8 protein-coding genes are annotated in these 7006 nt (G+C 66.4%); 4 read left to right on the top strand and 4 right to left on the bottom strand.

Annotation, left to right across the window (positions count from 1 at the left end; all coding sequences use genetic code 11):
• The 3 genes from EOA24_RS22355 to EOA24_RS22365 all read left to right on the top strand — a co-directional run.
• On the top strand, positions 1 to 969 hold a 969-nt coding region (locus EOA24_RS22355), incomplete at its 5' end, for an ABC transporter substrate-binding protein (RefSeq protein WP_133374572.1).
• 107 nt (positions 970 to 1076) lie between these two features.
• Complete coding sequence (locus tag EOA24_RS22360; protein ID WP_126080800.1) at positions 1077 to 2021, top strand: acetamidase/formamidase family protein; 945 nt, start codon at positions 1077 to 1079, stop codon at positions 2019 to 2021.
• Positions 2021 to 3709: an ABC transporter ATP-binding protein gene (locus tag EOA24_RS22365; RefSeq protein WP_126080799.1), complete on the top strand. Its 1689-nt coding sequence runs from the start codon at positions 2021 to 2023 to the stop codon at positions 3707 to 3709. The genes EOA24_RS22360 and EOA24_RS22365 overlap by 1 nt, the downstream gene beginning before the upstream one ends.
• A gap of 24 nt (positions 3710 to 3733) precedes the next feature.
• On the opposite strand, the gene EOA24_RS22370 is transcribed toward EOA24_RS22365, so the two are convergent.
• From EOA24_RS22370 to EOA24_RS43940, 3 genes are all read right to left on the bottom strand, one after another.
• Positions 3734 to 4768: an aldo/keto reductase gene (locus EOA24_RS22370; RefSeq protein WP_126080798.1), complete on the bottom strand. Its 1035-nt coding sequence runs from the start codon at positions 4766 to 4768 to the stop codon at positions 3734 to 3736.
• 78 nt (positions 4769 to 4846) lie between these two features.
• A complete protein-coding gene (locus tag EOA24_RS22375; RefSeq protein ID WP_210213595.1) occupies positions 4847 to 5431 on the bottom strand; it encodes an SDR family NAD(P)-dependent oxidoreductase in 585 nt (194 codons plus the stop codon).
• Complete coding sequence (locus EOA24_RS43940; protein WP_210213596.1) at positions 5428 to 5604, bottom strand: SDR family NAD(P)-dependent oxidoreductase; 177 nt, start codon at positions 5602 to 5604, stop codon at positions 5428 to 5430. Before EOA24_RS43940 ends, EOA24_RS22375 begins: the two co-directional genes overlap by 4 nt.
• Positions 5605 to 5724: 120 nt before the next feature.
• On the opposite strand from EOA24_RS43940, the gene EOA24_RS22380 reads away from it, so the two are divergent.
• Positions 5725 to 6327, top strand: coding sequence for a TetR/AcrR family transcriptional regulator (locus EOA24_RS22380; RefSeq protein WP_245466905.1), 603 nt, complete (start codon positions 5725 to 5727; stop codon positions 6325 to 6327).
• A 7-nt stretch (positions 6328 to 6334) separates the two neighbouring features.
• Here EOA24_RS22380 and EOA24_RS22385 read toward each other — a convergent pair.
• Positions 6335 to 7006, bottom strand: a 672-nt coding sequence (locus EOA24_RS22385; protein ID WP_133374573.1) for a polyprenyl synthetase family protein, incomplete at its 5' end; no start/stop codon positions are given.

The following is a 7006-nucleotide window of genomic DNA, read 5'->3' on the forward strand; positions in this document are numbered from 1 at the left end:
GTCTTCGAGAAGAACCCCGACTATTTCATCAAGGATCGGCCGCATGTCGACTCTTTCACGATCGAGATCGGCCAGGAACCGCTGGTGGCGCTTTTGCGCCTGCAGAAGGGCGAGGTCGACATTGCCGGCGACGGCATCTCGCCGGCGAAATATCTGGAGATGAAGAAGTCGCCCGAGTTCGAGGGCATGATCGTCGACCGCCAGCAGTTGGAAACCAGCTACGTCACTTTGAACACGCAGGTAAAACCCTTCGATAACGCCAAGGTGCGGCAGGCCGTCAACATGGCCATCAACAAGGACCGCATCGTGCGCATCATCAATGGCCGCGCCACGCCGGCAAGCCAGGTGCTGCCGCCGCTGATGCCGGGCTACGACCAGAACTACAAGGGCTATGCCTACGATCCCGAAAAGGCCAAGGCGCTGCTTGCCGAGGCCGGGTTGAAGGACGGCTTCTCGACCCAGATCTACACCTCCAACACCGATCCGCAGCCACGCATCACGCAGGCGATCCAGCAGGATCTGGCGGCGATCGGCGTCAAGGCCGAGATCAAGGCGGTGGCCAATCCGAACGTGATTGCCGCCGGCGGCACGCAGGGCCAGGCGCCGATGGTCTGGTCCGGCGGGCTCGGCTGGATCGCCGACTTCCCGGATCCGTCCGACTTCTACGGGCCGATCCTCGGCTGCGGCAGCGCGGTTGCCGGCGGCTGGAACTGGTCGTGGTACTGCAACAAGGACATCGACGCCCGCGGCCAGGCGGCGGACGCCATGCCGGTGCCGGCCAAGGCCGAGGAGCGCAACAAGGCCTGGGCGCAGATCTTCACCGACATCCAGACCAATGACGCGCCCTGGATTCCGGTCTTCAACGAACGCCGCGTGGTGGCCAAGGCCAAGCGCATGGGCGGCCCGGACGAGATCTATATCGATCCGACCCGCGTCATTAATTACGAAGCGATCTATGTGAACAAATAGGCCGTCTCATTTGCCGGTGGCGGCGTCCAGCCCGCCGCCGGCCGCCTTTCAATGATGCCGCCGAAACGGGAGGGCGGCTTGCCAAAAACAAACGAGAAGCAACAACCATGTGCGTGAAGTGCGACTACACCATTCATCGCGCCAGCCACCATTTCGGCTGGAACCGCGATTTCGAGCCGGCGCTGACCGCCAAGCCGGGTTCGACCATCCATTTCGAATGCCTCGATTCCTCCGGCGGACAGTTCGACGCGAACTCCACGGTGGCGGATGTCTCGACCATGGATTTCGGCAAGGTCAATCCGGTGACAGGACCCGTCTATGTCGAGGGCGCGATGCCGGGCGATGCGCTGAAGATCACGCTGCGCCATTTCGAGCCGTCGGGCCTCGGCTGGACCGCCAACATTCCGGGCTTCGGCCTGCTCGCCGACCAGTTCAAGGAGCCGGCGCTGCACATCTGGAAATATGATGCCGCCTCGATGGCGCCGGCGCTCTATGGTCCGGGCGGGCGCGTGCCGCTGAAACCCTTCGCCGGTACGATCGGCTTAGCCCCCGCCGAACCCGGCCTGCATTCTGTGGTGCCGCCGCGCCGCGTCGGCGGCAATCTCGACATCCGCGACCTTGCGGCCGGAACCACGCTCTACCTCCCGGTCGAGGTCGAGGGCGCGCTGTTCTCGATCGGCGACACCCACGCCGCTCAAGGGGATGGCGAGGTCTGCGGCACGGCCATCGAGAGCCGCATGGACGTCGAGGCGACGATCGAGCTGGTCAAGGATGCGCGGCTGGAGAGCCCGCGCTTCACCACGCCGGGGCCGGTGACCCGCCATCTCGACGAGGCGGGCTACGAGGTCACCACCGGCGTCGGACCGGACCTGATGACCGCGGCGCGCGAAAGTGTGAAGCGCATGGTCGATCTGCTCGCCGCCGACCATGGGCTGAAGCCGGTCGACGCCTACATGCTCTGCTCGGTCTGCGGTGACTTGCGCATCAGCGAGATCGTCGACATGCCGAACTGGGTCGTCTCGTTCTATTTTCCGAGGATTGTCTTCAATTGATGGCGGATGGTTCCGGGCGAGGAAGAGATGCTGTCCTGACCGTCGAGAGCCTGTCGGTGGACGCGCTGACGCCGCAAGGCGCCAGGCGCGTCATCGACGGCATCAGCTTTGCGCTGGCGCCGGGCGAGACGCTCTGCCTTGCCGGCGAGTCCGGCTCGGGCAAGTCGGTGACGGCGCTTTCGATCATGCGCCTGTTGCCGCGTGCCTCGCTGCGCATCGCCGGCGGCGACATCAGGCTCGAACGCCAGTCGCTTCCGCGCCTGCCGGAGCGCGCCATGCGCGACGTGCGCGGCGGCGAGATCGCGATGATCTTCCAGGAGCCGATGACGTCGCTCAACCCGGTACACTCAATCGGTGCGCAACTGACCGAGGCGATCCGCATCCACCAGGGCGCGGAAGGTTCAAGCGTCGAGCAGCGCGCTCGCGACATGCTGGATGTCGTGCATATCAGCGACCCGGCGCGGCGCATGAAACAATATCCGCACGAGCTCTCCGGCGGCATGCGCCAGCGCGTCATGATCGCCATGGCGCTGTCCTGCCGGCCGAAAGTGCTTCTGGCCGACGAGCCGACGACGGCGCTCGACGTGACGGTGCAGGCGCAGATCCTGAAGCTGATGCGGGAACTGAAACGGGAGTTCGGCACCGCCATCATCCTCATCACCCACGACATGGGCGTCGTCGCCGAGATGGCCGACCGGGTGGCCGTCATGCGCGATGGACGGATCGTCGAGGCGGGCCTCGTGCTCGACATCTTCGAGCGGCCGCAAGCCGACTACACGCGCGAACTGCTCGCCGCCGTGCCGCGCCTCGGCGCCTTCGCGGGAACCGACGCACCGCCCCGGGTCACGGCCACCTCCCGACCGCCGGTCCCAGACGGGGAAGCGCCCGTGCTTTCGGTGAAGAAGCTTGTCGTCGATTACGGCGCCTCCTCCAGCCTGTTCCGCCGCCGCGCCTCGGAAGCGCCGGCGGTGCAGGATGTCTCCTTCGAGATAAGGCCGGGCCGCACGCTCGGCCTCGTCGGCGAGAGCGGCTCCGGCAAGTCCACCACCGGCAAGGCCGTGCTCGGCCTTGTTCCTTTCGCCGGCTCGGTGATCATCGGCGGCACGTCCATTCACGGCCTCTCCGCGGCCGCGATGCGGCCGGTGCGCCGCGCCGCGCAGATGATCTTCCAGGACCCCTACGCCTCGCTCGACCCGCGCATGACAGTGGGAGCCGCCATCGCCGAGCCGCTCGTCATCCACGGCATCGGCAGCAGGGATGATCGGCGCGAACGCGTGGCCTCGCTTCTTGCGCGGGTCGGACTCGAAGCCGATCACGCCTCGCGCTATCCGCACGAATTTTCCGGCGGCCAGCGCCAGCGCATTTGCATCGCACGCGCCCTGGCGCTGGAACCGAAGCTGATCGTCGCCGACGAAAGCGTCGCCGCGCTCGACGTGTCAGTGCGCGCTCGCGTGCTCGACCTGATGCTGGAGCTGCAGGAGACGCTGGGCCTAGCCTATCTCTTCATCTCGCACGACATGGCGGTGGTCGAGCGCATGAGCCATGACGTCGCCGTTATGCGCGCCGGCCGTATCGTCGAAGCCGGCCCGCGCCGCGCGGTGCTGTCGTCGCCGCGGGAGGATTACACGCGCGAACTGATCGCCGCCGTGCCCATTCCCGATCCACGCGCCGCGAACGTGCAGAACTGACGTCGTCCCGACGCGTCGCCGCGCTCATACCGCCGCCCGTTCCGCGGCTGGACGGCGGCGGAGGCTGGCGGTGGTCAGAGCCGGTGGATTGTATGCGGCCTCGTTCAGGCCGACATCGGTGCCGGGCGGAACGATCCGGTCGATGCGGTCGAGGACGTCGTCGGCCAGGGGGATGTTGGCGCCGGCAAGCAGGTCGTCGAGATGCTGCATGGTGCGCGGGCCGAGGATCGCCGATGTCACGCCGGGATGCGCCATGACGAACGCCATCGCCATGTGAGTGAGGGACATGCCGGCTTCGGCCGCCAGCGGAATCAGCTGCTCGACCACATCGAGGCTCCGCTCATCGGACATTTGCCTCGGCATGAATTTCGCTCGTATGCCGCCCTCGGGCAGCGGCTGCCCCTTGCGGTAGCGGCCGGTAAGCAGGCCTTTGGACAGCGGGCTCCAGACCAGCACGCCCATGCCGTAGCGCTGACAGGTCGGCAGCGTGTCGCGTTCGATGCCCCGGTCGAGGATCGAATAGGGCGGCTGCTCGGTGCGGAAGCGCGCGAGGCCGCGCCGCTCCGCGACCCACTGCGCCTCGACGATTTCGGAAACCGGGAAGGTGGAGGAGCCGATGGCGCGCACCTTTCCCGCCCGCATCAGGTCGGTAAGCACCGAAAGCGTCTCTTCGATGTCGGTGTCCGGCGAAGGACGGTGGATCTGGTAGAGGTCGATGTAGTCCGTCTGCAGGCGCTTGAGCGAATCCTCCACCGCACGGGTGATCCAGCGCCGCGAATTGCCCTGCATGTTGGGATCATCGCCCATCGGGCCGTGGACCTTGGTGGCAAGCACGATGCTGTCGCGGCGCCCCTTCAGGGCCTTGCCGACGATCTGCTCGGATTCGCCGGCGCTGTAGCGATCGGCGGTGTCGACAAAGTTGATACCGAAATCCAGCGCCTTATGGATGATGCGGATCGCATCGTCATGATCGGCATTGGCTATGCCGCCGAACATCATCGCGCCCAGGCAGTAGGGGCTGACCTTGATGCCGGTTCGTCCGAGCGTACGGTACTGCATGGCTATTCTCCTTGAATTCGACGCGCCGCCAAGCGGCCTGCGGCAGAAGCAGCGCTGCCGGCCATGTTCGATCTGCCGTCACCAGGGGATCGTCACATTTTCCCACCTTGTGAACGTCCCCGAGGGACCCTCCGGACCGAGCAGGGCGACACGGACCACCTCGCGCGAGCCGTCCTCGACCGACTCCGTTCCGCCGTAATTGTTGAGGTTGGTGCGGGTGTAGGCCGGCGAGACCAGGTTGACCTTGATGCCTGTCGACTCGAGCTCAATCATCATCGCCAGCGTTATGGCGTTGAGCGCCGTCTTGGAGGCCGGATAGACCGGGCCGAACAACGCGCGATAGCCGAAGGCAGGGTCGGCGTTGGAGGTCAGCGAGCCGACGCCGCTCGACACGTTGACGATGCGGGCATCCGCCGACCGGCGCAGCAGCGGCAGCATTGCCTGGTAAACGGCAAGCACGCCTAAGACGTTGGTCTCCCACACGGCGCGTACTTCATCGAGGGAGACGTTGCTCGGGCGGGTCAATCTGGCATGGTCCTCGACCGTCGCGTCCGGCCGGCGCCCGGTGTTCGAAATCGCGGCATTCTGCACGAGCAGGTCGAGCCGGCCGAATTCGTCGCCGATACGCGCCGCCGCGGCGGTGATCGAGTCCTGGTCCGTCACGTCGAGCTGCAGCGCAATGGGCCCGGTCCGATCTCGCTCGCCGCCGCCTCGCCGCGCTCGAAATTGCGCGATCCGACAAGGACGGTGACCCCGTTTGCCGCAAGTGCCTTTGCGACCTGCAGGCCGACCCCTTGATTGGCTCCGGTGACCAGCGCGATGCGATTGTCCGGCATGATCGTCTCCTGTTGTCCGATTGATTGTCACAGCCGCCGCTCTGCACTATGTTGGCGGATACGGAACAGTGTTCCGATTCACAAATACGGAACATCGTTCCGTTTTTCAAGAGGTATTTGGTGAGCGGGAAACGGCGCACCCAAAATGAGGTGGCGGAGGGCGTCGACCGACGCGTACGGGTCGACGTCCAGCGCAACCTCGACGCGCTGCTGCAGGCGGCCAAGGCGGTGTTCGCGACCTCAGGCGTCGATGCGCCGGTGCGCGAGATCGCCGAGAAGGCGGGTGTCGGGGTCGGTACGGTCTATCGGCACTTCCCGCGGCGCTCAGATCTCGTGGCCGCGGTGTTTCGTCGTGAAATCGATGCCTGCGCCGCCGCCGCGCCTCTCCTCGCGGCCAGCTATGAGCCTGGCGAGGCTTTGTTGAAGTGGATTGAGCGCTACGTGGCCTTTATCGCGACCAAGCGCGGCTTGGCCGAAGCGCTGCATTCGGGAGATCCCGTCTTCGAGCCGCTGCCGCTATACTTCCAGCAGAATCTGGAGCCCGCGCTCGGCCAACTACTCCATGCCGCGGCGACCGCGGGGGAAATCCGGGGCGATGTCGATGCAGGGGACCTGCTCAACGCCATCGCGAGGCTGAGCGGCGCCGATCAAGCCCAGCGCATGGTCGCCCTGCTGGTCGACGGCCTTCGCTATGGCAAGAAAGCATCTTCAGGCCTCCGATAGCCTGTCGTCAGCTGTTGCGCGTCGCGACAAAGGTCGCAGCCTCCTTGAGCAACCCTGCCTGCTCGCCATAGGGCTCGAGCAGCCCATGCGCCTGGTCGATCAGCCCGTGCAGTTGGCCACGCACCCAGTCGGGGCCGTGCAGCGAAGCGAGCGTCGCCTTTCCGGCGGCGGCGTCCTTGTTCGTCGCCTTGCCCATCTGCTTGGCGTCGGCGGTCAGGTCGAGCAGGTCGTCGGCGAGCTGGAAGGCAAGGCCGATCGCGGAGCCGAATTCGGCCAGCCGCTCGCGGTCGGCCGCCGGCGCGCCGGCGACGATCGCGCCGGCCTCGCAGGCGAAGCGGATCAGCGCGCCGGTCTTCATCGCCTGCAAGGTGATGATGCCCGCCTCATCCGGCCGTTTGCGCTCGGCGTCGAGATCGAGCATCTGGCCGCCGACCATGCCGCCGGCGCCGGCCGCGCGCGCGAGCGCCAGCACGAGCGCCACCCTGCGGTCGGCAGGCAAGGCCGTCGCCCCGTCGGCGATGATGTCGAAGGCCAAGGTCAGCAGCGCGTCGCCGGCGAGGATGGCTGTCGCTTCGTCGAAGGCCTTGTGCACCGTCGGCTGGCCGCGCCGCAAATCGTCGTCGTCCATCGCCGGCAGGTCGTCATGGATCAGCGAATAGCAATGCACGCATTCCAGCGC

Source organism: Mesorhizobium sp. M2A.F.Ca.ET.039.01.1.1 (genome assembly GCF_003998035.1).
Classification (GTDB): domain Bacteria; phylum Pseudomonadota; class Alphaproteobacteria; order Rhizobiales; family Rhizobiaceae; genus Mesorhizobium.

Excerpts from the sequence above, each read along its gene's own strand:
- EOA24_RS22370 (WP_126080798.1), bottom strand. The coding sequence starts at position 4,768 with ATGCAGTACCGTACGCTCGGACGAACCGGCATCAAGGTCAGCCCCTAC.
- EOA24_RS22365 (WP_126080799.1), top strand. The coding sequence starts at position 2,021 with ATGGCGGATGGTTCCGGGCGAGGAAGAGATGCTGTCCTGACCGTCGAG.
- EOA24_RS22360 (WP_126080800.1), top strand. The coding sequence starts at position 1,077 with ATGTGCGTGAAGTGCGACTACACCATTCATCGCGCCAGCCACCATTTC.
- EOA24_RS43940 (WP_210213596.1), bottom strand. The coding sequence starts at position 5,604 with ATGCCGGACAATCGCATCGCGCTGGTCACCGGAGCCAATCAAGGGGTC.